Raw genomic sequence first — 24029 nt, forward strand, 5'->3', positions numbered from 1 at the left:
CCGGACATGCCGCCGTGAGCTGCGCGGACAACGCTCCCCGGCGACCAGGCCATTGTCCTCGTCCGCCGGCTTATCTAGCGTCGATGCTCGATGGTCGCGCCGTTGACCGGGGTACGGCCGACGGGCTCGTGCCGGCACCGGTCCAGGCCCGACCAGATCGACGAAACGGGGAAAATCAATGGATGACGGTGCCCGGGATGCGGTGCCGCAGGCGGCAACGGCGGGGGAGTACGTCGCGTTGCTGCGGGACGTGCGGCGCTGCTCCGGCCTGACCTACCGGGAGATCTCCCGGCGGGCCTCGGCAGCCGGACACTGGCTGCCGCCCAGCACTCTCGCCACAATGCTGGGGCGGATCACCCTGCCGCGGGAGCGCACCGTCGTGGCGATGTTGGCGGCCTGCGGAGTGCCCGACGTTGAGCGGTGGGTGGAGATGCGGCGGGACGTCGAGGCCCGCCTCAGCGAGCGGGACCGATGGGAGACGACGGCGCCGCAAACGACTGTGGCACCCGCCGCCAGCCGGCTCTCGCCGACTGAGCCGGTCCCGCCCGTTGGCCCGAGCCCGTCGGCCGAGCCGACCTCGCCCGCTGATCCGGCCGCTGGCCCGACCCTCTCCGCTGGCTCGGCCCTGTCGGCCGACGTGGTGCCGTCCGGCGGCCCCGGTCCGTCCGACGAGTCGACACCGACGGTCCGGCCGGTCCTGCCGGAGCGGTCGCGGCCCGCAGCGCCCCGGTCGGCCCGTCGCCGCCTGCGGCTGGCGGTGCTCGCGGTGCTCGGCGCGCTGACGATCGGTGGCGCCGGTACGCTGCTGCCGAACCTCACCGCCGCGGCGAAACCCTCGACGACCGAAGGTTGCCCGCTGGTCCTGCGCCAGGGCATGTACGGCCCGTGTGTGCTGGACCTCCAGGAGCGGTTGGTGGCCCGTGGACTGGACGTGCCGGTGGACGGCTGGTTCGGCCCCGGCACCACCAGCGGGCTGATCGCCTTCCAGGCGCTGGGAAGCCTGCCGGTCAGCGGCACCGCGGACGGGCAGGTGCTCGACGAGTTGGCGAGCCAGCCGACGGTGCCGGCGCCCTGGCCGGAGGACCGCATCGGCAAGTACCTGCGGCGGGCCTTCCCGGAGGACCCGAGCGCGGCGGTGGAGATGGCGCGGTGTCTGTCCGAGTTGGACTCGTACCGGGTGGTGGTCGTCGCGGACGGGTCGCGGCGCTGGGGGCTGTTCCAGTTCACCGACACGGAGTTGTCCCGGTTCGGTGTCGACCCCCGGACGGCACTGGACCCGTACTGGAACATTCGGACGGCACGCAACGTCTGGTCGCTCACCGGCGGTTTCGGCCACTGGCAGTGTGCACCGTCACCGTCGATGTGACAGCTGTTCGGTGCGGTCATCAGGACACCGACGCCCGCGTGGGCGGCCCTGTCGGCTCAGCCGATCGTCTCCCGCTCCCGCCAGGCGGTACGCAGCGAGGTCCGGCCGTTGGTGCGCAGGAGCGACCCCTCGTACACCCGGGCGCCGGCGAGCAGGAACGCGCCGGCGGCGAGCACCAGGACGACCAGCGAGACGATCGGCTCCCAGCCGGCCGCGTCGCCGGTGAACAGCCGCAGCGGCATGGCCGTGGGCGACGAGAACGGCAGGTAGGACAGCACCCGCATCGCTGTGGCGTTGTCGTTCAGGAAGATCACCGCGAAGAACGGCAGCATGACGGCGAACTGCACCGGCGTCGACACGGCGGCGATGTCCTCCTGCCGGTTGGCCAGCGCGCCAGCCGCCGCCCACATGGCCGCGAGCAGCACGAAACCGATCAGGAAGAACGGCACGAACCAGCCGATCGCCGGGGCGAGCAGGCTGAGCAGACCTCCGCTGTCGCCGATCTGCAACCCGATCACCGCCACCACCGCGATCAGGGCGATCTGCGCGAACGCCAGGATGGCCCCGGCCACCACCTTCCCGGCCAGCAGGGCCCGGACCGGCACGGCGGCGACCAGGATCTCCACGATCCGGGTCTGCTTCTCCTCGATGACGCTCTGCGCGATCTGCACGCCGAACGTCTGTGAGGTGAGGAAGAAGACGAACGCGAAGACGAACGGCACCAGGAACGCCACGACCGGGTCGACAGCGTCCGGGTCGAGCAGGCGGACGGTCGGCTGGGTGCTCAGGGCCTTCACCACGTCGTCCGGAGCGTCGTCCATGGCCAGGACGGCCGGTCCGCTGACCACCGCCGCGTCCACGTCGTCGTCGCGGACGGCCTGCTCGGCGGCCCGGTCGTCAGGGACGACCCTGACCTCCAGCCCGGCGGCGCGCAGCGGCGCGGCCATTCTCTCGGTCACGGCCACTGTGGACGGCCCGCCGGAGAACAGCGGCGGCAGGATGGTGCCCGCCGCGGCGATCAACAGGAAGAAGAGCGTGCCGAACAGGAAGGTGCGGTCGCGCAGCTTGACCCGGATCTCGCGCTCGGCGATCAGCCGGGTGGCCTGGGTGACGTTCACTGGGTGACCTCTCGGAAGATCTCGGTGAGCGAGGGACTGACCGGGCGGAAGGCGCGGACCGGGCCGCGCGCGAGGGCAGCCCGCAGCACTGGCTGTTCGTCGGTGCCGGCCGGAAGGTCGAAGACCACCCGGGCGCCGTCCAACTCGACCACTGTCACCCCGGGGTGATCGCGTACCCAGCCGGCGTCGTGCTCCACGACCAGCTCGAAGCGGGGCACCGTGTACGAGTCGCGCAGCTGCTGCCGGCTGCCGGCGGCCCGGATCACCCCGTCCCCGATGATCACCAGGTCGTCGCAGAGGCGCTCCACGACGTCGAGCTGGTGACTGGAGAAGAGCACCGGCGCGCCGGCCGAGGCCCGTTCCCGCAGCACGGCCACGACGGTCTCCACGGCCAGCGGGTCGAGGCCGGAGAACGGTTCGTCGAGCACCAGCACCTCGGGGTCGTGCACCAGCGCGGCGGCGATCTGGGCGCGCTGCTGGTTGCCCAGCGACAGCGTCTCCAGCAGGTCGTCGCCGCGCTCACCGAGCCCGACCCGGTCCAGCAGCGCGTCGGTGGAACGTCGTGCCGCGGCGGCGTCCAGCCCGTGCAGCCGGCCCAGGTAGGTCACCTGCTCGCGGGTGGTCATCTTGGGGTAGAGGCCCCGCTCCTCCGGCATGTAGCCGAAGCGCCGACGGTCCTGCCGGGTCAGCGCGGCGCCGCCCCAGGTCACCTCGCCGGCGTCGGGGGCGAGGACACCCAGGATGATCCGCATGGTGGTGGTCTTGCCGGCGCCGTTGGCGCCCACGAAACCGGTCATCCGGCCGGCGGACACCTCGAAGGACACGTTCCTGAGCACCTGACGGTCGCCGAAGCTGCGGTCGACGCCGTCGAGGCGAAGCGTTCTGGTCACGCACCCACGCTAGATCGATCACGCCGCTGCGCCGTCCGCCCGGCGGGTGAGCGGGCGGGTCCACCTCGCGACGGACGCCGTCACCCGCCGGGCCGGACCACCCCGTTCTCGTACGCGAACACCACTGCCTGCACCCGGTCGCGCAGGCCGAGCTTGGCCAGTACCCGACTGACGTGTGTCTTCACCGTCGCCTCGCCCAGGTGGATGGCCGTGGCGATCTCCGCGTTGCTCGATCCGGCGGCGAGCAGCATGAGCACCTCCCGCTCGCGCGGGGTCAGCTCGGCCAGCGTGGCCTCGGCGTCCGGGCCCCGGTGGGCGGTGCCGGCCGGGTCGCCGGGTCGGGCGAAGGTGGAGATCACCCGCCGGGTGATCTCTGGGGCGAGCAGACCGTCGCCCCTGGCCAGCACCCGGATCGCCTCGATCAGCTCCTCCGGCGTGCCGTTCTTGAGCAGGAAGCCGCTGGCCCCGGCCCGCAGCGCGGCGAACAGGTAGTCGTCGCGATCGAAGGTGGTGAGGATCAGCACCGCGGGCGCCCCGGAGCCGTCGGCGACGATCTGCCGGGTGGCCTCCAGGCCGTCCATCCCGGGCATCTCCACATCCATGAGTACGACGTCGGGGCGGGTGGCTCGGGTCATGGCGACCGCCCGTTCGCCGTCGGCGGCCTCACCGACCACCACGATGTCGTCCTCCACCTCCAGGATGACCCGGAAGCCGGTACGAACGAGGTGCTGGTCGTCGGCGAGCAGCACCCGGACCGTCGGCCCGGTGTCGGGTGTGTGCGGGGTTGCCGCGCTCATGCCGACGGCTCCGCTCCGGCTGCCGCCTGCTGCCTGTCGTTCGGCTCCCGCTGTGGACCCACCGGCCGGTCCGTCGACGCCGCGAGGGGAAAGCGGGCGCGTACCCGCCAGCCGCCGCCGGCCCGCGGCCCGGCCTCCAGGTCACCGTCGTGGGCGGTGACCCGTTCGCGCATGCCGATCAGGCCCAATCCGACGGTGTCGGTCGGGCCGCCGCCCCGCCCGTCGTCGGTCACGTCGACCTCCACCTCACGCGCCAGGTACCGGACCCGGACGTCGAGCAGGGCCGCCTCGGCGTGCTTCAGGGTGTTGGTCACCGCCTCCTGCGTCACCCGGTAGGCCGTCTGGGAGACCGATTCGGGCAACGCGACCGGGTCGCCGTACACCCCGAGGGTGGCCGTCAGCCCGGCGGCCCGAGCCCGCTCGACCAGCTCGTCGATCCGTTCGACGCCACCGGCCGTCGGCGGCGCGGCGTCGGTGCCGGCGGAGGTCCGCAGCACGCCGAGCATCCGACGCAGCTCGTCGACGGCGGTGCGGGCGCTCTGTTCGATGGCGGTCAGCGCCGTACGGGCCAAGCCCGGGTCGCGGTCGAACACGCGGCGGCAGGCGGAGGCCTGTACGCCCATCACCGACACGTGGTGGGCGACCACGTCGTGCAGTTCGCGGGCGATCCGGACCCGTTCACCGAGCACCGCCCGTTCCCGGGCCTCGGCCTGCGACCGGCGCAGGTCCTCGGCCTGGGCGCGCAGCTCGTGCTCGCGGCGCGCGGCCACCCACGCGGTCTCGCCGAAGAAGTACGCGAAACCGAAGACCAGCACGTTGAGCAGCACACCGTTGACCATCGCGGCGAGCACCGGTGGCACCGGCCCGACCGCGTCGGCGAAGGTGCCCGCCGGAATGTGGTCGATCATCACCGCGTAGTAGAGCCCGAGCCAGGCGAACATCGTGGCGATCACGCCGATCCGCAGCCGGCGGGAGAGCTGGCGGTCCTGCCCCCAGGCGCCGACGGTGTAGAGGGCGCAGAACAGGGCCCAGGAGGAGAACTGGCTCTCCGGGGCCGAGCGCGCCTGCGCGGCGATGAAGGCCACCGCGACGACCAGCACTGTCGCGGTCGGCCGGCGTCGTCGCCAGATCAGCGGGAGGGTCACCGCGACGGTCCAGAACAGCTGCTCCGGCCCGGACGGCGGTGGGCCCAGCAGGAACGCGCCGGTGCTGCGGGCCAGGGTCAGGCTGACCAACGCCAGCCCGGTCATCCCCAGGCCGATCCAGAGGTCGTTTCGGCGCTGCTCCGCCGTTGGACCCCGACGACGCCATTCCGGTCGCGATGCCACGGTCATCCAGGAACGATGCCACGCCGCCCGCCTGGCCCGCCGACCGGGCGCGCCCATTCCGGCCCGGTCCCGTCGACGGGCGGCGGCCCGGCGCGGGGTACGCGCCGGGCCGCCGTCTGGAATGTCGCTCACGCCGTCTGCTGGCGGGTCTTCCGAGCTGTGTCGACCAGGTCCCAGACCACGATCGCGGCTGCGCCCACCGCGATGGCCAGGCCGAGGGACTCCCGGTTGTCTACCTCCGCCACCCAGCTCAGGCGCTCGCCAAGGGCCGGGTTGAGCAGTCGGTCGGAGAGCGCCAGCCATGCCAGCGGCACCGCGAACGCCAGGTTGAGCAGGGCCTTCGTGCCGAACAGGGCCCAGGTCCAGCGGTCGATCCGGTACTTGACGATTTCGAAGATCACGCTCAGCGCCAGCACCCCGATCAGCGCCGGCAGCCAGAACGACCACAGAGCCGGGTCGAGGATCGGGATGTTCTCGCCGTCGGTGCCGCGCACCCAGGAGTGGTAGTGCTGAAGCGGCAGGTACGCGATGGTCAGCACCAGCATGATCACGGATGCGATGGTGTCGGCGAGGGGGATGCCTCGTCGCACCGGTGCGTCGGGCAGCTGGTCGACCGTCCACTCCGGGATGTCAACGGCGGTCTGGGTGCGCTCGATGATGGCGAAGGTCAGGGTGAGCCAGAAGGTGATCTGCACGGCCACCTGCATGGCCGCGACGATGCCCGGCCCGATGGCCCCGAAGCCCTTTCCCTCGGCCGCCTCGACCACTGTGACGATCGTGCCGACGAGCGCCGGGATGAAGCTGAGCAGCAGCTTCAGCAGTCGCAGCCAGAGCAGGTAGTAGGTCGGGCCGATGAGCTGCAGTCGGCGGTCGGCGTACCGGGCGGCCAGCACGTCGGGGTTGCCCAGCTCGGTGAGCACCTCCCGCTCGGCCACTGTCGGGTCCGCGCCGCCGCCGGTGCGGTCGTCGATCATGTCGCCGATGGAGGCCCGCAGCTCGGTGGCGATCTCGTCGCGGCGCTGGGTGGGCACCGATCGCAGGGTGGCGGCGAGGTAGCGGTCGGTCAGGGTGTTCATCGGTCCACTCCTTGGATCAGCCCGGTGATGGAGGTCTGCACGGCGGCGAGGTCGTCGAGGAGCCGGTTCAGCATCGACTCGCCCTCGTCGCTGGTCCGGTAGAACTTGCGCGGTCGGCTCTCTTCGGTGTTCCACTCGCTGGTCAGCAGCCCCTGGTCCTCCAGGCGGCGCAGCAGCGGGTAGAGGGTGTTGGCGTCGACCGGGAAGCCGTGGTCGCTGAGCCGTTGCAGCAGTGCGTAGCCGTAGTCCGGTCGGCGCAGCGCGACCAGGCTGGCCACCACGACGGTGCCTCGACGCAACTCCTGCAGGTGCGTCCGTAGAACGTCCTCGCTAACCATGTGTCACACCATACTGTGTGGCACACAGTATTGTCTACGCCGATATCATCGTGTCCGCCCAACCTCCGTTCGGGCCGATACGACGGACGGGGCGCCCGGTCGACACCGGACGCCCCGTACGTGGGAGAAGTCAGCAGGTCGGGCCCTGCCGGAAGTTCCACTCGACGAAGCTGGCCGGGCCGACCTGGAAGTAGCCCGCCCCCGGCCGGATCGGGTGGCCGATGAACAGCTCCACCCGCGACCCGACCCGGACCAGGTACGCCTCGGCGTCCCCCGCGTCGTTGCGGATCAGCGAACCCCGCCGGCCGTAGATCGCCTCCAACTCGTCGAACGACATGCCGACCGTGGCGCCGGCGGGGGACCGCGGCGGCGCGGTGGCCGTACCGACCTCCACCAGTCGCCCGTCGCGGAAGGCCAGCAGGATCACGCCCGCCCAGGATCCGGTAGCGCCGGCGTGCACCACCCCGCCGCAGGTCGGCACGGTCCAGTCGATGTGCCCGTTGGTGGTGAGCGACGCCAGGCTGGCGCCGATGCGGTACACACCGACGCCACGAACGCTGAGCACCTGCGGGTGGCTGTGCCCGGCGGCGGCGGCGAGTGGACCGCGCGCCGAGGCGGGCGCGGTTCCGCCGGCCACTGGTGCTGCCGCCGCCGGGCCGGCGACGGTCGCCGGGACGAGCGTGCCGAGCGCCAACGCGGCGGTGGTGAGGAGGATCGCGGGACGGTTCATGGTGGCTCCTTCGGTGATGGGTCTCCTGCCCTCTTAGTCACCGCGCCGGGGCCAACGGTTCGTCGGGATCCCGACCCGCCCGGTCTACTGTGCAGGGAAACGCCGACCGACCGTGCTGGCCGGGGGTGACATGGTGACGGCTCCACTGCGGATCGGGCCCTACGCGATCGAGCGACTGCTCGGCGTCGGTTCGTTCGCGATGGTCTGGCTGGGCTACGACCGGGCGCTCGACGCGCACGTGGCGATCAAGGTGCTGGCCGAGAACTGGAGCCACGACCTGCGGGTGCGGGAACGCTTCCTCGACGAGGCTCGGCTGCTGCGCCGGTTGGAGCACGAGCGGCTGATCCGGGTGCACGCCGTCGGTGAGCTGCCCGACGGCCGCCCGTACGCGGTCCTGGCCTGGGCGGACGGGGGCAGCCTGCGCGACCGGTTGGCCGCTGACGAGATGCCCGCGCCGACGGCGTTGCGGCTGCTCGGCGAGGTCTGCGCCGGGGTCGCCGTGCTGCACCGCCACGGCGTCGTGCACCGCGACCTCACCCCGGGCAACATCCTGTTCCGCTCCGCCGGCCCCGACGGGCCGGAACAGGTGCTGATCGCCGACCTCGGCCTCGCCAAGGCGCTCGCCGCCGCCTCCGGGCTGACCGCCCGGGCCGGCACCCCGGGCTACATGGCCCCCGAGCAGGACGATCCGGGCGCTGTGGTCGACACCCGCGCCGACGTGTACGGGCTCGGCCGGCTCGGCATCCGACTGCTGGCCGCCGACCCGTCGGGCGCGAACCCGACCAGGCCCGATCCGCGTCGGCACCCCCCGGACCTCCGACTTCGAGAAGACGTGCCTCCGGCCGTGGCGGCGGTGCTCGTCCGGGCCACCGCCCACCGCCCGGCTGAGCGCTACCCCGACGCCGCGACCCTGCACGCCGCGTTGATCCGCGCGAGCGCCCCGGCGGGGCTGGCTACGGCGGCCGGTCCGGTGCGGCACCAACCTCGGCCGCGTCGCCGGCACTGGTTGCGGCGGGCCGGGGCCGCGGTGGTGGCCGTCGCCGCGGTGGGTGCGGTGGGCGCCGAGCCGGGTGGCGCCGGGTCGGCTCGGCCGGTCGGCGGCACGTACACGGCCGGGGCGCTGACCGTGGCGTTGCCGCCCGGCTGGTCCGCCACGGGTGCCACCTGGGCCGGTCAGTACGGTGCCGACGGCGAACCCGAACCAGCGCTGGTGATGTCGCCGCAACCCCGCCGCTGGGCCGCCGACCCCCGCCTTCCCGGCGCGTTCGTGGGCCTCTCCGCCAGCACGGCGGCACGCGCCACGCCGGCCGGGTTCCTGGCCGAGCGCACGCACGGCGACTGCACGCCAGCCCCGACTCGCACCACCCGGCAGGCCGGCGTCGAGTGGACCGTGGTGGCGTACCACTGCGACAGGGGTCGACAGCAGATCATCGAGTCGGCCGCCCTGCACCCCGGCCGGCCCGCGCTGGTGTACGTGCAGATCACGCCACCGCCGGACACCGCCACCGAGTTCGTCGACACTCTGCTCGACGGAGTGCGGGTGCGGTGACGGGCCGCCCGCTGTGGCAAGAGGCCCCGGTGGTGTGTCTCTCGGTGTGAGGCTGTCAGCGTGACGGAGGACCCGCGTCGGCCGCTGACCCGGGTGAAGAGCGGGCCGCAGCGTGCGGACCTGCTGGAGCTGTTCTTCGACCTCGCCTTCATTGCGAGCCTGACTCTCGTCTCCCGGAAGATGGCTGCCGAGCAGAGCTGGACGGGCCTCGGTCAGGCGCTGCTCACCCTGTCGACGCTGTGGGCGGTGTGGGTGACCACAACGCTGATCATCGACACCTGCAACCCTCGGAAGCGGCCGATTCCGTACCTGATCCTCGGCATCATGTTCGGCGTCATGCTGATGTCCGCCGCGCTGCCGACGGCCTTCCGTGACCACGGACTGGTCTTCGGTGGGGCCTGGGCCGCGATCAACCTGGGCCGGGGGTTGGTGCTCATCCGGTCACAACGCGGTCGACTGAGGCAGGAGCGCTCTGTCCGTGCCCTGGTCTGGTTCCTCAGCGCGGGGACCCTGTGGGTGGCCGGCGAGCACCTCGCCGAGCGGTACCAGCAGATCTACACCCTCACTTTGGGCGAACTGATCCTGGTCAGTGTTCTCAGCCTCAGCCATACGCCCTTCACTCTGGACCGGATAGCCGCCTTCGGCACCGCGTTCCTGACGGCTGTGGTGTGGTGGGCACGGCTGCCGGCGTCGAGCGGATCATCGCGGAGCCCGGGGTACGCCCCGGCAGTGTCATGACGGCGCTCATCCTGGGTGGCACCGGGCTGTTCCTCTGCGGCCGGGCGGTCCTGGAGCACGAGGTCTACGGGCGGGTGCCGCTGTCCCACGTCCTTGGCGTGGCTGCCACTGTCGTCCTCGCGCCGCTCGCGGCGTACCTGCCCGGTCTGGCGCTGGGCGTCGCCGCCGCCCTGGTGCTGTCCGGGGTGGCGCTCGGCGAACTGCTTCGTATGCGGCACCGATCCGCCCCGGCGTCGGTGGCACCCTGACGCCGCCCTCCACCAACGAGCCGACGGCTGGCGGCGATCTAGTCGTCAACGCCTGGGATGGCGGCGTGGCCATCGCCGATCCCCTGCTTCTGCTGGCGCCCACGTTCGCGAGGACGAGGTTCACCGTCCTGGCCGCAGATGACGGTGTCGTTGGCCACTGAAAAGTCTGGCCTGGTTAAACTTCTGTACCGAACGGAATGGAACTCGTGGCGGCGCGGTTGTCCTCCTGCGCCGGCTGCTGTCGGAACAGCTGTCAGCAGGCAAAGCCGGGTACCGCAGCTAGGAAGGTCGCGATGTCTGACACAAAGGCGCTCGACGCCCCCGATTCCCACCGACCAGCTCCGCCCTCCTCGTGGGCCGGAGTCGTCTCGCTGAGCCTCGGATTGTTCGCGCTCGTGATGGCGGAATTCCTGCCGGCCAGCCTGTTGCCGCGCATCGCCGAGGACCTCGGCGTGACCGAGGGCACCGCAGGGCAATCCGTGACGGTAACCGCCATCGGCGCCGGGTTCGCGGGACTGTTCCTGCCGGTCGCCCTGCGGCGAGCGGATCGGCGCTATGTGATCCTCGGCCTCATGGCCATCGCCGTGCTCGCCAACCTGGTCGTCGTCGTGGCACCCAATTTTCCCGTCCTGCTCGTCGGCCGTTTGCTGGCCGGCATGGCGGTGGGCGGGTTCTGGGCGCTGGCGATCGCGATGACGGCGCGGCTTGTGCGGAGTCATCACCTCGGTCGCGCCATGACCGTCGTCAACGCGGGTCCGGCGGTGGCGACCATCGTGGCCGTCCCCCTGGGCGCCGGGCTCGGTGAGCTGTGGGGATGGCGGGAGGTGTTCCTGCTCGCCGCCGCTGCCGCGGCGCTCGCTCTTCTGGCTCAGGGCTTCGTGCTGCCGCGCGTCGCGTCGGCGTCGTCGAGCGGGCTCCGAGTTCTCGGTTCCACCCTGCGCTCGGGGGTTCTCGTGGCCGGACTGTCGGCGATCCTGCTGATCGCGGCCGGCCAGTTCACCGGGTTCACTTACATCCGGCCCGCAGCCGAGGACGTGTCCGGGATCGACGCCGGTGGGCTCACCGTGCTGTTGCTCGTCTACGGGATCGCGAACGTTCTCGGCACTGCGGCAAGTGGCTCTCTGGTCGACCGTTCGCTGCGGATCGCCGCCCTGGTCTTTCCCGGGGTGGCCGGCGTCGGCATGCTGGCCCTCGTCGCCACCGGGGGTTCGACGGTGGGGTTGTTCGTCGCTGCCGCGTTGTGGGGCTTCGGCTTCGGCGGAGTTCCGACCACCGCACAGACGTGGGGTGTCCGGGCCGAACCCGCGCGGCTCGAACAGGTGGGCGGGCTGATGGTGACCGTCTTCCAGCTTGCGATCGCCTTGGGCGCGATCGGTGGCGGTCTGCTCGTGGACGGCGTCCGGGCCTCCGCCCCGCTGATCGCCGGTGGCATCGTGGCGATCAGCGGCGGGGTGCTGCTCGCCGGCGCGCGCCCGCGAGGTGGCGCCTAGAACGATGGATACCGATCGGAATGGAAAGGATCGGCAACTTCTGTACCGAGGAGTACGATGCGTTTATGGGTGGTACGCGCAGCACAGTCATCGGCCGTCCCCGCGGCTTCGACACTGACGAGGCGCTGGAACGCGCCATGCAGGTGTTCTGGAGGCAGGGCTATGAGGGCGCGAGCCTGATCGACCTGACTCGTGCCATGGGCATCACCAAGCCCAGCATGTACGCGGCCTTCGGCAACAAGGAGCAGCTATTCCGCAAGGCGTTGCAGCGCTACGTCGAGGGTCCGGGCAACTACCTCGACAGGGCGCTGGCCGAGCCGACCGCGCGAGCTGCCGCCGAAGCGATCCTGCGCGGCGCGGCCCGCACCTCGACCCTTCCGGAAGGCTTCGGGGGATGTCTGACGGTGCAGGGCGCGCTGCCGTCGTGCGACGAGAGTCGGGTCGTGCACGACGTGTTGGTCCAGTGGCGCAACGCCAGCGGGGCGCTGGTCGAGGAGCGCTTCCGGCGCGCCGTCGACGAGGGCGACCTGCCGGGCGACGCCGACGCGACGCGACTCAGCCGATACATCACGACGATCGCGTTCGGTCTCACGGTGCAGGCCGTCAACGGTCTCGACCACGCCGAGCTCGACGAGATCGTCGACCAGACGATGCTCTTCTGGCGGCCGTGAGCTCCTTCTGACCTGCTCGCCCTGGCCGACCCGCCCGACGACCATCCTCAGCCTACGAGAAATCGGTACGCGAGAAGCTGCTGCGCGCCGAGAGCGACCGGGTCATGACGCGAGCCATGTACCGGTGGGCCCGCCTGTAGACCCGGTCCGGCGAAGCGCGGCCTTCCTCCGCCACTCGGGGACCGTCTGTTCCGTCGAAGGCCCGCGGTCGTTCGATGGCTGGAGCGCTCACGGCCGCCAACCTACCGAACGGTACAGAACGTGACGCGACTAACGGACCGATCGGTACGAATCTTGCTACCTTAGAAGGTGCAACCGACCGGTACGAAAGTGCCCCTCGAAGGAGAGACATGACCATCACGCTGATCACCGGCGCGAACAAGGGCATCGGCCACGAGACCGCCAAGCAGCTTCTCGACCTCGGCCACACCGTGTACGTCGGCGCCCGAGACGTCGAGCGGGGGGAGCGGGCTGCGGCGGCGCTAGGCGCCCGATTCGTGCAACTCGACGTCACCGACGATGACTCGGTGCACACGGCGCTCGCGATCATCGACGCGGCCGAGGGCCGGCTCGACGTCCTGGTGAACAACGCGGGCGTCCTTGGCGCCGGTGCCGTCGACGGACCGACAGCCCTGCGCGTGTTCGACACCAACGCGGTCGGGATCGTCCGGGTCACGGAGGCCGCACTGCCGCTGCTGCGCAAGTCCGCGAACCCCAGGGTCGTCACGCTATCGAGCAGCATGGGGTCCTTCTGGGTGGTGACCAACCCTGACCGGCCGGAGTACGGTATGTCGCTCCCGCTGTACTCGGCGTCCAAGGCGGCGGCCACGATGCTCACCGTCCAGTACGCCAAGGTCCACCCGGGCATCAAGTTCAACGCCCTCGAACCCGGCACCACCGCCACCGACATGACCGCCGCGTTCGGGATCGGGCGGCCGGTTACGGAAAGCGCCAAGACTGTCGTACGCCTGGCCACGCTCGACGCGGACGGCCCGACGGGTACCTTCACGGACGAGTCCGGCCACCTGAGCTGGTAGGCGCCGTGTGCCTTCCGGCCGTCGTGGCTGACGGCCGGAAGGCGTCCCGTATAGATTGATCAGGCGTCATCACCGACACCAACATCGACATCATCAGCACCGACCCGTGACACCCACCGCCCAGCCCTAACTGAACGGCGTTGCGGCTAGCGGACGACCACGGTGATGGTGTGCGCGCTGTCGTCCTTGGGAATCGTGACGGCGACGGTGCCGGGTCTGACGAATCTGATGTCCACCACCCCGGCCTCGTAGTGCTGCGAGACCAGCTCCGGCCGGTCAACGGTGACCAGACCGGGCCCGATGCCCTGGATCCGCAGCACCGCGCCGCTGGCGAAGCAGAGCGAGCGCAGCAGCTCCAGTTCGGTGTCCGCCACCGGCAGGTCATAGCGGACCGCGCCCTGACAACTGCTGGTCGGCGTCGTCGGTGGCGAGGTCGGGCGCTGTGGCGTACCCCGGGTTCGCACCGGCGGGGGCGGCACGTGTGCGGGCGGCCCGATGGTCGACGGCGCCCGCGACGGCGACCGGCTGGTGCTGGGCGTGACCGACGGCGTGGGCGGAGACGCCACCGCGGACGTCGACGGCGACGGCCCGCGCGGCTGTACGGGCAGCGGCGAGACCGCCTCGCTGCCGCAGGCGGCGACCGCCACGATGCCCGCGACAGCGGTGACGACGCGGCCGACGATCCGGCGGAGCGGAACCACCCACCCTCCTTACCTGATCGTCGATGCCACAGCCGGTCTTGCTGACTCAGCCCGAGTCGGTGCCGAGCCGTTGCCGGACCTGCCGCCGGGCCAGGTGCAACCGGGACTTCACGGTGCCCAGCGGCACGTCGAGCAGGGCGGCGATCTCCGGGTAGCTCAGCCCGAGGACGTCGCGCAGGGCGACCACCTCGGCGAGGTCGGGGTGGACCGAGTCGAAGGCGTCGAGCAGGTCGAGGCGGGTGCCGGCGACCACGCTGGTCCGTCGAGGGTCGGCCTGGTCGGGCACCGGCACGCCGCCGGCCTCCAGCCGGCAGCGGCGGCGCAGCGTGCGGTACGTGGAGCGGGCCCGGTTGGCGGTCAGCCGGTGCAGCCAGGTGCGGAACGAGGAACGCCCCTCGAACCGGGTGATGTCGCCGGCCAGCGCCAGCAACGTGTCCTGGCAGGCCTCTTCTGCGTCCTCCCGGCTGGGCAGGAAGCGGGCGCACAGTCGCAGCACCTCCGGGCGCACCGCGACCAGCAGGGCGTTCAGCGCGGCCGGGTCGCCGTGCGCGGCGGACCGGGCCAGCGCGTCGATGTCGTCCGCGTCGGGCATGCCGGATGTCCAATGCTCGCCGGTGCCGATCCCTGAGCGTACGACCGGTGCCGCCGCAGCGGCCCCGTACCGTCCGGCACCCGACGCGAATCCGGCGCGCTACTCGAAGCGGGACACGTCCCCGGCGCCCCGGCGCAGGCTCTCCGGCTCGGGCCCGGACAGGTCGATCACGGTCGTCGGCTCCTTACCGCAGTCGCCGGCGTCGAGCACCGCGTCGAGCTGGTGGTCGAGCCGCTCCTTGATCTCCCAGCCCTGGGTCATCGGCTCCTCGTCGCCGGGCAGGACCAGCGTGCTGGACACCAGCGGCTCGCCCAGCTCGGCCAGCAGCGCCTGGGTGACTGTGTGCCGGGGCACCCGCACGCCGACGGTCCGCTTCTTCGGGTGCAGCATCCGGCGGGGCACCTCGCGGGTGGCCGGCAGGATGAACGTGTAGCTGCCCGGGGTGGACGCCTTCACCAGGCGAAAGACCGAATTGCTGATCTGCACGAACTGACCGAGCTGCGCGAAGTCGTGGCAGACCAGCGTGAAGTGGTGCCGATCATCGAGATGTCGGATCTGCCGGATCCGGTCCAGCCCGTCCTGGTTGCCCAGTTGGATGCCGAGCGCGTAGCAGGAGTCCGTCGGGTAGGCGACCAGCCCACCGCTGCGGATCAGGTCGGCGACCTGCCCGATGACCCGGGGCTGTGGGTTCTCCGGGTGTACGTCGTAGTACCTCGCCATCCCCCGAGACTAGGCGCACCCCGGGGCGATCAGGAGACGAGGGCCACCCTCGGCGCGGACGGTGGAGCCGCCGAGATCACCTCGGTAGGGTAGGTCCCGGTCGGCTCCGACCAACAAGATCCACACCGCCGGGGGGCGCCACGCATGGCTGATTCGTTCGCGCATCTGCACGTGCACACCGAGTACTCGATGCTCGACGGAGCGGCCCGACTGAAGGACCTGTTCGCCGAGGCCAAGCGGCTGGGCATGTCCGCGGTGGCGATCACCGACCACGGCAACATGCACGGCGCGAACGACTTCTACAACCAGGCGATGGCCGCCGGGATCACCCCGATCCTGGGCGTCGAGGCGTACGTGGCGCCGGAGTCGCGCTATCACAAGGCGCGGGTCAAGTGGGGTCGCCCGGAGCAGAAGAGCGACGACATCTCCGGTAACGGCGCGATCACCCACAAGACCATGTGGGCGAAGAACGCGCAGGGCCTGAAGAACCTCTTCACCCTCAACTCGCGCGCCTCCATGGAGGGGCACTACGTCAAGTGGCCCCGGATGGACATGGAGCTGATCGCCGAGCACGCCGAGGGGATCATGGCCACCACCGGCTGCCCGTCCGGCGCGGTGCAGACCCGGCTGCGGCTGGGCCAGTTCGACGAGGCCCTCAAGGTCGCCGCCAGCTACCAGGACATCTTCGGCAAGGACAACTACTTCCTGGAGATCATGGATCACGGCCTCTCCATCGAGAGCCGGGTCCGCGAGGGGCTCACCGAGATCGCCCGCAAGCTGGACATCCCGCCGGTGGTCACCAACGACTCCCACTACACCCACGAGGCGCAGGCCACTGCCCACGACGTGCTGCTCTGCGTGCAGACCGGCAGCAACATCGACGACCCCAACCGGTTCCGGTTCGAGGGCGGCGGCTACTTCATCAAGAGCGCCGACCAGATGCGCGCTGTGGACTCGTCCGAGCTGTGGCAGGAGGGCTGCCGCAACACCCTGCTGGTCGCCGAGAAGGTCGACCCGAAGGGCATGTTCGAGTTCCACAACCTGATGCCGCGCTTCCCGGTGCCCGAGGGGGAGACCGAGGAGTCCTGGTTCCGCAAGGAGACCTTCGCCGGCCTGGCCCGCCGCTATCCGAGCGGCATCCCGGAGGGGCACGTCGTCCAGGCCGAGTACGAGCTGGGCGTCATCAACCAGATGGGCTTCCCGTCCTACTTCCTGGTGGTCGCCGACTTCATCCAGTGGGCGAAGAACCAGGGCATCGCTGTGGGTCCGGGCCGTGGTTCGGCCGCCGGGTCGCTCGTCGCGTACGCGCTGGGCATCACCGACCTGGACCCGATCCTGCACGGGCTGATCTTCGAGCGGTTCCTCAACCCCGAGCGGGTCTCGATGCCCGATGTCGACATCGACTTCGACGAGCGTCGGCGCGGCGAGGTGATCAAGTACGTCACCGACAAGTGGGGCGAGGACAAGGTCGCCCAGATCGCCACCTTCGGCACGATCAAGGCGAAGGCCGCGATCAAGGACTCGGCCCGGGTCCTCGGTTTCCCGTACGCGGTCGGTGACCGGATCACCAAGGCGATGCCGCCGGCGGTGATGGGCAAGGACATCCCGCTCACCGGCATCTTCGACAACAAGCACCCCCGCTACGCCGAGGCCGGCGAGATCCGTGGCCTGTACGACTCCGACCCGGACGTCCGCAAGGTGATCGACACGGCCAAGGGCATCGAGGGGCTGATCCGGCAGACCGGTGTGCACGCCGCCGGCGTCATCATGTCCGCCGAGCCGATCATCGAGCACATCCCGTTGACGCGCCGTGACGCCGACGGGGCGATCATCACGCAGTTCGACTACCCGACCTGCGAGTCGCTCGGGCTGCTGAAGATGGACTTCCTCGGCCTGCGCAACCTGACGATCATCGACGACGCGGTCAAGAACATCGAGCTGAACCACAACCGGAAGCTCGACCTGCTGGGCCTGCCGCTGGACGACAAGGCCGCGTACGAGCTGCTGGCCCGCGGTGACACCCTGGGCGTGTTCCAGCTCGACGGTGGGCCGATGCGTTCACTGCTGCGGTTGATGAAGCCGGACAACTTCGAGGACATCTCCGCCGTCCTGGCCCTGTACCGGCCCGGCCCGATGGGCGTCGACTCGCACACCAACTACGCGCTACGCAAGAACGGCCTCCAGGAGATCACGCCGATCCACAGGGAGCTGGAGGAGCCGCTGCGGGAGATCCTGGCGCCCACCCACGGCCTGATCGTCTACCAGGAGCAGGTGCAGCGCGCCGCGCAGATCCTCGCCGGCTACACCCTCGGTCAGGCGGACCTGCTGCGCCGGGCCATGGGTAAGAAGAAGAAGGAGATCCTCGACAAGGAGTTCATCCCGTTCCGGGACGGCTGCCGCGAGCGTGGCTACTCCGACGAGGCGATCCAGGCGGTGTGGGACGTCCTGGTGCCGTTCGCCGGGTACGCCTTCAACAAGGCGCACTCCGCCGCGTACGGCCTGGTCTCCTACTGGACCGCGTACCTGAAGGCGCACTACCCGGCCGAGTACATGGCCGGGTTGCTGACGTCCGTCGGTGACGACAAGGACAAGATGGCGCTCTACCTGGCCGAGTGTCGCCGGATGCGCATCCAGGTGCTGCCACCGGACGTGAACACCTCGGCCGGGCCGTTCACCCCGGTCGGCAAGGACATCCGCTTCGGCCTCGCCGCCGTGCGCAACGTCGGGGCGAACGTGGTCGCCTCGATCATGCGGTGCCGGGAGGAGAAGGGCGAGTACGCCGACTTCTACGACTTCCTGTCCAAGGTGGACGCTGTGGTCTGCAACAAGAAGACCATCGAATCGCTGATCAAGGCGGGGGCGTTCGACTCCCTCGACCACCCCCGCAAGGGCCTGCTCGCGGTGCACGCCGACGCGATCGACGCGTACGCCGACGTCAAGCGCAAGGAGGCCGTCGGCCAGTACGACCTGTTCGGCGCCGGCTTCGGTGACGCCGACACCGGCAGCACCACTGTGATGCCGACCATCGGCGACAGCGAGTGGGACAAGCGCGACAAGCTGGCCTTCGAGCGGGAGATGCTCGGCCTGTACGTCTCCGACCACCCGCTGTTCGGCCTGGAGCACATCCTCAACGCGGCAGCCGACACCACCATCGCCTCCCTGGCCGAGGAGGGCGCGGTGCCCGACGGGGCGGTCGTCACCCTCGCCGGCATCCTCTCCGGGGTGCAACGCCGGGTCACCAAGCAGGGCCGCGCCTGGGCGTCGGCCACCCTGGAGGACCTGGCCGGTGGGGTGGAGACGCTGTTCTTCCCCAACACCTACGAGGTGATCGGGCAGTACATCGCCGAGGACGCCATCGTGGTGGTCAAGGGTCGGGTGGACCGCCGCGACGACACCCCGCGGATCATGGCGATGGACATGTCCATGCCGGACGTCAGCACCAGCGCCACCAACAAGCCGGTCACCCTCACCATCCCGGTGCACCGCTGCACACCACCGCTGGTCGAGAAACTCAAGGAAACCCTGGTGCTGCACCCCGGCGACACCGAGGTGCACGTCAAACTCCAGAACGGCGGGCGCACCACCACCCTGCGGCTGGGTCCGTTCCGGGTGGCGGCGACGACCGCGCTGATGGGTGACCTGAAGAGCGTCCTCGGCCCGGCCAACGTGAGCTGACCGGGCCTCGGTCCGGCCGGCGTGCGCCGGCCGGACCGCCGGGCTCAGCCGCGGTCGGAGGCGCTGATCTCCCGCAGCTGGCCGTCGGCCAACCGCAACCACCGCTGCACGCCGATCTCGGCGAGGAACCGTTCGTCGTGGCTGACCACCACGAACGCCCCCTGGTACGCCGACAGCGCGCTCTCCAACTGACCCACGCTGACCAGGTCCAGGTTGTTCGTCGGCTCGTCGAGCAGCAGCAGTTGCGGCGCCGGTTCGGCGCAGAGCACACAGGCGAGGGTGGCGCGCAGCCGTTCACCGCCGGAGAGCACCCCGACCGGCAGGTTCACCCGGGCGCCCCGGAACAGGAACCGGGCGAGCAGGTTCATCCGCCTGGCGTCCGGCAGGTTCGGCGCGTACGCGGCGAAGTTCTCCGCCACCGTGCGGTCGAGGTCCAGCAGGTCCAGCCGCTGCGACAGGTACGCGATCCGTCCCTCGCCGCGCTTCAGCTCGCCGCCGGACGGCTGCAGGTCGCCGTTGACCAGGCGCAGCACTGTCGACTTGCCGACGCCGTTCGCCCCGGTGAGCGCGATCCGTTCCGGACCCCGGATCACCAGGTCCGCGCCGTCGCCGCCGAACAGGTCCCGGTCGTCGAAGCAGGCCCGCATCCCCTGGCCGGAGAAGACAGTGCGCCCAGCCGGGACTGTGGTGTCCGGTAGGTCCACGACGATCCGGTCCTCGTCGCGTACCGCCCGCCCCGCCTCGTCGAGTCGGGCCTTGGCCTGACCGAGCCGGGACGAGTGCGTCTCCTGCGCCCTGCCCGCCGACTCCTGCGCGCTGCGCTTGAGCCCACCGGCGACGATCCGGGCCAGGCCCGCGTTCTTCAGGTTCTTCGAGGCGTTGCTGGCCCGCCGGTCGGCGCGTTCCCGGGCCTGCTGCATCTCCCGCTTCTCCCGCTTGACCTCCTGCTCGGCGTTGCGCAGGTTGCTCTCGGCCACCTCCCGCGCCGCCTGCACCGCCTCGGTGTACGCGGTGAAGTTGCCCCCGTACCAGCGGATCTCGCCCTGGTCCAGTTCGGCGATGCGGTCCATCCGGTCCAGCAGCTCCCGGTCGTGGCTGACCAGCAGCAGGCACCCGGACCAGTCGGTCAACACGTCGTAGAGCTTGTGCCGCGCCTCCAGGTCCAGGTTGTTCGTCGGCTCGTCGAGCAGCAACACGTCCGGGCGGCGCAGCAGTTGCGCCGCCAGACCGAGCGAGATCACCTGGCCGCCGCTGAGGGTGTGCAGCCGGCGGTCGAGCGACAGCTCACCGAGGCCGAGCCGGTCCAACTCCGAGCGGGTGCGCTCCTCGATGTCCCAGTCGTCGCCGATGGTGGCGAAGCGCTCCTCGCTGGCGTCGCCAGCCTCGATGGCGTGCAGCGCCGCGATCCGCTCGGCCACGCCCAGCACCTGCGCCACGCTCAGGTCGCCGACCAGCGGCAGCGTCTGCGGGAGGTAGCCGAGCACACCGTCGACGGTGACGCTGCCACTGCTGGGCCGCAGTTCCCCGGCGATCAGCCGCAGCAGGGTGCTCTTGCCGGCGCCGTTGGGCGCGACCAGGCCGGTACGACCGCCGGGAACGGTGAAGGACAGCTCCGAGAAGACCGGGGTGTCGTCCGGCCAGGAGAAGGACAGGTTCGAGCAGACAACGAACGCATCAGACATGCGAGTGACCTCAAAGGGTGGGGTGGGCGCGCCTCAGCCGCCCGACGACAACGGGAACCGGTGGAACGACAACCGGCCACGGCGGCTGCGCAGGAGGCGCGCCGAACCGATGGCCGAACACATCCGGTCTCACCCGGAGATGTCGTCGTCACCCGCCATGTCTGGTCTCCCTGGTCGTACGCCAACCCAACTCGCCGAGTCTAACAACGGATCTCCGCCCCGCCACCGCGTTCCGGCCCGCCACCGCTTTGTATCGGGCAGCCACACTCGGAGCTGTCAAAGCTAGGAGACGTCGAAGAGACGTAGCCCGTCGTACTCGGCGAAGTCGGCGAAATCCTTGCCGTTGAAAGTCGCCAGCGGCAGCCGGTCGACCAGGCAGCAAGCCGCGATCCAGGAGTCGTTGGTCGGTCGGGGGCGTCCCCGGTGCTGAGCCCGCGCCTGGAGGTGCCCCCAGGTCACCGCCACCGCCTCGTCGAAGGGGAGCAGCACGATCCCCGAGCGCCACTGCGCCAGGTCTGCCAGCTTGCGCGGCCCCCAACTTCGCAGCGCTGTCCACTTGGTCAGCTCACCGAGAGTCACGAAGGTGATGCAGAGGGTCTTACCGGCCAGGCGGGCACGGAGACGTTCAGGTAGCCGCCCCCGAAGGATTGCCGACGCGACGTCGGTGTCCAGAACGACAAGGCTCATGCGGCGCCAGCCCGCCGAGAGGTGTACAGGTCGGCGAGGAACTCGTCCAATTCCTCGTCCGACTCGAACAGGCCCGGCCGGGCCAGGTCGTTCACGGAGTCGACGGGTCGGATGCCCTGACGACGGGCCAACTCCTCGGCCGGCACATGCTCAGCCGTCGGCCACTCGGGCATCTGTTCGGCATTGCTCGACGTCACGGCTCACCTCCTGCGTATCGGGTCGCCCCCGATTCTCCCACTTCCTGCATCGACGAGCGGCACCTCGCGGCCGGTGTCGGGGCGGAGTTGCGCCCCGCTCAGCGGGATCGGTACTCGACCTCGGGGCGGCCGGGGGTGCCGTAGCGGGGGGTGCGGGCGGCCCGGTCGACGGTCACCAGGTACTCCAGGTAACGGCGGGCGGTCACCCGGGAGATGCCGGTCAACGCGCTCACCTCGGTCGCGGACAGCCCGGCCTCCGCGCGGGTGCCGTCGGTGAGCGCGGCGCGTACCCGGTCGAGGGTCTGCGCGTCGAGCCCCTTGGGCAGGCTGTGCCCGGCGGTGCCGCGCAGGGTGGCGAACATCTGGTCCACCTCGTGCTGGGCGGCGACCTCGCCGTCGGCGAGCGCCTGGGCGCGGTAGTCGGCGTACCGCTCCAGCTTGTCGCGGAACGCGGCGAACGTGAACGGCTTGAGCAGGTAGTGGGTCACGCCGAGGGACACCGCGGTGCGCACCACCGCCAGGTCCCGCGCGGACGTCACAGCGAGCACGTCGACGCTGCTGCCGGCCGCGCGCAGCGCCCGGCAGACGTCCAGGCCGTGCAGGTCGGGCAGCCGAAAATCAAGGAGTACGAGGTCCACGTCGCCGCCACCGTTGGCGCGCAGGGCCGCCATCGCCGCCCGCGCGGTGTGCGCCACTCCGACCACCACGAAACCGGGAACCCGTTCGGCGTACGCGCTGTGCGCCTCGGCCAGCAGCGGTTCGTCCTCGACGACCAGCACCCGGATGGCGGTCACGACCGCTCGATCCTGCTCGGCAGCCGGACGGTGAACAGGCTGCCGCCGTCGTCGGAGCGACAGACCTCGGCGCTACCGCCGTGCCGGCGCACCACCTGCCCGACCAGCGCCAGGCCGAGGCCCCGGCCGGTGCTCTTGGTGGACCAGCCGCGCCGGAACGCGTCGGCGACCCGCTCCGGTGCCAGCCCGGGGCCGCTGTCGGCGACCCGGACCACCAGCTCGTCGTCGGCCGCGCCGACGAAGACCCGCACCCGGCGCGGCGTCGGCGTACCGGCCACCGCCTCCAGGGCGTTGTCGACCAGATTGCCGACCACTGTCAGCAGGTCACCGGTCGGCAGCGGACTGTCGTCGAGGCGGCAGTCCGGCTCGATGACCAGATCCACCCCGCGTTCGCCGGCCTGAGCGGACTTGCCGAGCAGCAGGGCGGCCAACGCCGGCTCGGTCACCGCGCCGACCACCCGGTCGGTCAGCTGCTGGGCGAGGGCCAGGTCCCGGGTGCCGAGCCGGACGGCCTCGTCGGCGCGACCCAGCTCGACCAGGGTCAGCACTGTGTGCAGCCGGTTGGCCGACTCGTGGGTCTGCGCCTGCAACGCCTCGGTCAGCGCGCGCACCGAATCCAGCTCGCTGGCCAGGGTGCGCAGCTCGGTCTGGTCGCGCAGGGTCAGTACGGTGCCGAGCACCGCGCCCTCGAAGCGGGTGGTCCGCTGGTTGGCGACGAGCACCCGGTCGCCGGCGACGATCGGCTCGTCACGGGCGTCGCGCCCGGAATCGAGCAGCTCGGCCGCCGCGGGCGGCAGGTCGATCCCGGCCACCGGCTGGTCGATCACCGGCGCGTCCGCGTCGAGCCCCAACAGCCGGCGGCCCTCGTCGTTCACGAGAGCCACCCGACGATCGGTGGTCAGCACGACGAGACCTTCGCGCACCGAGTGCAGAACGGCGTCGTAGTACTCGTACATCCGGGTCATCTGCGCCGGTCCCAGACCGTGGGTCTGGCGGCGGAGCCGGCGGCTGAGCAGCCAGGAGCCCGTCGCGGCGAGCGCCAGAGCCGGCGCGACCACACCGAACAGCACCGGCAACTGGCCGAGCAGCTTCTTGTCGATCTCGCGGGTGGTGATGCCCACCGAGACCAGACCGATGAGGCGTCGCTGCTCGTCGTACACCGGAACGACAGCGCGCACCGACTCGCCGAGCGTCCCGACGTTGGTGGTGGTGAACGCGCGGCCCGCCAGGGCGGGCCCGATCTCACCGACGAACGGCTCGCCGATCCGGTCCTGGGTCGGGTGCGAGAAACGGGTGCGGTCGGGGGCCATCACCACCACGAAGTCGGTGCCCGTGGCCTGCCGGGTCGATTCGGCGTACGGCTGGAGGACCTTCGCGGGGTCGGCGGTCATGAGGGCCGCGCGGACGTCGGGGGAGCCGGCCACGGTCTGCGCCACAGCGAGCACCTCATCCTGCGCGGCCTGGCGGGAGTCGCTGCGGGCCAGCCAGACGGCGCCCGCCGCGCCGGCCAGCACGAGCAGCGTCACCACCATCGCCTGGAGGGCGAAGAGTTGCCCCGCGATGCTCCACTGGCGTCGGGCCACCTCCACCACCTCCTCGTCGCGC

At 71.0% G+C, this 24029-nt stretch carries 21 protein-coding genes and 1 pseudogene; 7 read left to right on the forward strand and 15 right to left on the reverse strand.

Annotated elements, in window-relative coordinates:
* Positions 1 to 178 precede the first annotated feature (178 nt).
* Positions 179 to 1366 (forward strand): peptidoglycan-binding protein, encoded by a 1188-nt coding sequence (locus ABZS40_RS13505; RefSeq protein ID WP_354943568.1) that lies wholly within the window; start codon positions 179 to 181, stop codon positions 1364 to 1366.
* Between the two features lie 56 nt (positions 1367 to 1422).
* On the opposite strand, the gene ABZS40_RS13510 is transcribed toward ABZS40_RS13505, so the two are convergent.
* The 7 genes from ABZS40_RS13510 to ABZS40_RS13540 all read right to left on the reverse strand — a co-directional run bounded on the left by ABZS40_RS13510 (position 1423) and on the right by ABZS40_RS13540 (position 7643).
* Entirely contained in the window at positions 1423 to 2484 is a 1062-nt protein-coding gene (locus tag ABZS40_RS13510) for an ABC transporter permease (RefSeq protein WP_354943569.1), read from the reverse strand.
* Entirely contained in the window at positions 2481 to 3374 is an 894-nt protein-coding gene (locus tag ABZS40_RS13515; protein WP_354943570.1) for an ATP-binding cassette domain-containing protein, read from the reverse strand. Before ABZS40_RS13515 ends, ABZS40_RS13510 begins: the two co-directional genes overlap by 4 nt.
* An 80-nt stretch (positions 3375 to 3454) precedes the next feature.
* Positions 3455 to 4171 carry a response regulator transcription factor gene (locus ABZS40_RS13520; RefSeq protein WP_354943571.1) on the reverse strand — a complete coding sequence of 239 codons (717 nt, stop codon included), beginning with the start codon at positions 4169 to 4171 and terminating at the stop codon, positions 3455 to 3457.
* Positions 4168 to 5505, reverse strand: a complete 1338-nt coding sequence (locus ABZS40_RS13525; RefSeq protein ID WP_354943639.1) for a sensor histidine kinase — start codon at positions 5503 to 5505, stop codon at positions 4168 to 4170. The genes ABZS40_RS13520 and ABZS40_RS13525 overlap by 4 nt, the downstream gene beginning before the upstream one ends.
* A gap of 122 nt (positions 5506 to 5627) precedes the next feature.
* Positions 5628 to 6575, reverse strand: a complete 948-nt coding sequence (locus ABZS40_RS13530; RefSeq protein WP_354943572.1) for a permease prefix domain 1-containing protein — start codon at positions 6573 to 6575, stop codon at positions 5628 to 5630.
* Complete coding sequence (locus ABZS40_RS13535; RefSeq protein WP_091401756.1) at positions 6572 to 6913, reverse strand: PadR family transcriptional regulator; 342 nt, start codon at positions 6911 to 6913, stop codon at positions 6572 to 6574. The genes ABZS40_RS13530 and ABZS40_RS13535 overlap by 4 nt, the downstream gene beginning before the upstream one ends.
* Positions 6914 to 7043: 130 nt before the next feature.
* On the reverse strand, positions 7044 to 7643 hold the full coding sequence (locus tag ABZS40_RS13540; RefSeq protein WP_354943573.1) for a hypothetical protein: 600 nt from the start codon (positions 7641 to 7643) through the stop codon (positions 7044 to 7046).
* Between the two features lie 130 nt (positions 7644 to 7773).
* Between ABZS40_RS13540 and ABZS40_RS13545 the strand changes: the two genes are divergently transcribed.
* From ABZS40_RS13545 to ABZS40_RS13565, 5 genes and pseudogenes are all read left to right on the forward strand, one after another.
* Positions 7774 to 9192 carry a serine/threonine-protein kinase gene (locus ABZS40_RS13545; RefSeq protein WP_354943574.1) on the forward strand — a complete coding sequence of 473 codons (1419 nt, stop codon included), beginning with the start codon at positions 7774 to 7776 and terminating at the stop codon, positions 9190 to 9192.
* A 93-nt stretch (positions 9193 to 9285) separates the two neighbouring features.
* Positions 9286 to 10178 (forward strand): annotated as a pseudogene (locus ABZS40_RS13550) (low temperature requirement protein A).
* A 293-nt stretch (positions 10179 to 10471) separates the two neighbouring features.
* On the forward strand, positions 10472 to 11668 hold the full coding sequence (locus tag ABZS40_RS13555; protein WP_354943575.1) for an MFS transporter: 1197 nt from the start codon (positions 10472 to 10474) through the stop codon (positions 11666 to 11668).
* Between the two features lie 65 nt (positions 11669 to 11733).
* The gene (locus ABZS40_RS13560) at positions 11734 to 12339 is read left to right on the forward strand and encodes a TetR/AcrR family transcriptional regulator (RefSeq protein ID WP_354943576.1); all 606 of its coding nucleotides are present in this window, start codon (positions 11734 to 11736) and stop codon (positions 12337 to 12339) included.
* Positions 12340 to 12689: 350 nt separating this feature from the next.
* Positions 12690 to 13376, forward strand: a complete 687-nt coding sequence (locus tag ABZS40_RS13565; protein WP_354943577.1) for an SDR family NAD(P)-dependent oxidoreductase — start codon at positions 12690 to 12692, stop codon at positions 13374 to 13376.
* Between the two features lie 146 nt (positions 13377 to 13522).
* Here the strand turns inward: ABZS40_RS13565 and ABZS40_RS13570 are convergent, their stop codons facing one another.
* The 3 genes from ABZS40_RS13570 to ABZS40_RS13580 all read right to left on the reverse strand — a co-directional run bounded on the left by ABZS40_RS13570 (position 13523) and on the right by ABZS40_RS13580 (position 15389).
* Positions 13523 to 14077, reverse strand: a complete 555-nt coding sequence (locus ABZS40_RS13570) for a hypothetical protein (protein WP_354943578.1) — start codon at positions 14075 to 14077, stop codon at positions 13523 to 13525.
* Between the two features lie 46 nt (positions 14078 to 14123).
* A complete protein-coding gene (locus ABZS40_RS13575) occupies positions 14124 to 14669 on the reverse strand; it encodes an RNA polymerase sigma factor (RefSeq protein ID WP_354943579.1) in 546 nt (181 codons plus the stop codon).
* A 99-nt stretch (positions 14670 to 14768) separates the two neighbouring features.
* Entirely contained in the window at positions 14769 to 15389 is a 621-nt protein-coding gene (locus ABZS40_RS13580) for an L-threonylcarbamoyladenylate synthase (RefSeq protein WP_354943580.1), read from the reverse strand.
* 144 nt (positions 15390 to 15533) lie between these two features.
* On the opposite strand from ABZS40_RS13580, the gene dnaE reads away from it, so the two are divergent.
* Complete coding sequence (gene dnaE / locus ABZS40_RS13585) at positions 15534 to 19064, forward strand: DNA polymerase III subunit alpha (RefSeq protein ID WP_354943581.1); 3531 nt, start codon at positions 15534 to 15536, stop codon at positions 19062 to 19064.
* 44 nt (positions 19065 to 19108) lie between these two features.
* Here dnaE and abc-f read toward each other — a convergent pair whose 3' ends face one another.
* The 5 genes from abc-f to ABZS40_RS13610 form a co-directional block, all read right to left on the reverse strand.
* Positions 19109 to 20746, reverse strand: coding sequence for a ribosomal protection-like ABC-F family protein (gene abc-f / locus ABZS40_RS13590; protein ID WP_354943582.1), 1638 nt, complete (start codon positions 20744 to 20746; stop codon positions 19109 to 19111).
* Between the two features lie 282 nt (positions 20747 to 21028).
* Positions 21029 to 21433, reverse strand: a complete 405-nt coding sequence (locus tag ABZS40_RS13595; RefSeq protein ID WP_354943583.1) for a type II toxin-antitoxin system VapC family toxin — start codon at positions 21431 to 21433, stop codon at positions 21029 to 21031.
* Entirely contained in the window at positions 21430 to 21630 is a 201-nt protein-coding gene (locus ABZS40_RS13600) for a hypothetical protein (RefSeq protein ID WP_354943584.1), read from the reverse strand. The genes ABZS40_RS13595 and ABZS40_RS13600 overlap by 4 nt, the downstream gene beginning before the upstream one ends.
* A gap of 98 nt (positions 21631 to 21728) precedes the next feature.
* Entirely contained in the window at positions 21729 to 22424 is a 696-nt protein-coding gene (locus tag ABZS40_RS13605) for a response regulator (protein ID WP_354943585.1), read from the reverse strand.
* Positions 22421 to 24007 (reverse strand): sensor histidine kinase, encoded by a 1587-nt coding sequence (locus ABZS40_RS13610; RefSeq protein WP_354943586.1) that lies wholly within the window; start codon positions 24005 to 24007, stop codon positions 22421 to 22423. Before ABZS40_RS13610 ends, ABZS40_RS13605 begins: the two co-directional genes overlap by 4 nt.
* Between the last annotated feature and the right edge of the window lie 22 nt (positions 24008 to 24029).

This window comes from Micromonospora sp. NPDC005324 (assembly GCF_040607155.1).
Taxonomy (GTDB): Bacteria; Actinomycetota; Actinomycetes; order Mycobacteriales; family Micromonosporaceae; genus Micromonospora; species Micromonospora trifolii.